Origin of the sequence: Caulobacter sp. 602-1 (genome assembly GCF_003931565.1) — a bacterium.
Taxonomy (GTDB): domain Bacteria; phylum Pseudomonadota; class Alphaproteobacteria; order Caulobacterales; family Caulobacteraceae; genus Caulobacter.
Genome location: NZ_RRYI01000193.1, coordinates 1 through 277, shown reverse-complemented (window position 1 = coordinate 277; position 277 = coordinate 1). Strand labels below are relative to the sequence as shown.

Below are 277 nucleotides of genomic sequence, written 5' to 3'. Positions count from 1 at the left end.
ACCGAGACCAACCGCGTGATCGAGCACGCCAAGGAGGCGAAGGAGCTCGGCGCGTCCGCGATCGTGGCCACCTGCCCGTTCTATGCGCTCGGCGGCCTGCCGGAGATCGAGCGCCACTTCCGCCTCATCCACGAGGCCGTGCCCGAGCTGCCGCTGTTCGCCTACGACATCCCCGTGTGCGTGCACACCAAGCTGCCCGGCGGCCTGCTCGTCAAGCTTGGCCAGGAGGGCGTGCTCGCCGGCGTGAAGGACTCCTCCAACGACGACGTGGCCTTCC

At 69.3% G+C, this 277-nt stretch carries 1 protein-coding gene; it reads left to right on the top strand.

Annotated features, from left to right (window positions below; genetic code table 11):
• Window positions 1-15 precede the first annotated feature (15 nt).
• The coding region (locus EIK80_RS25825; RefSeq protein WP_233586957.1) for a dihydrodipicolinate synthase family protein at window positions 16-277 on the top strand (262 nt) is incomplete at its 3' end.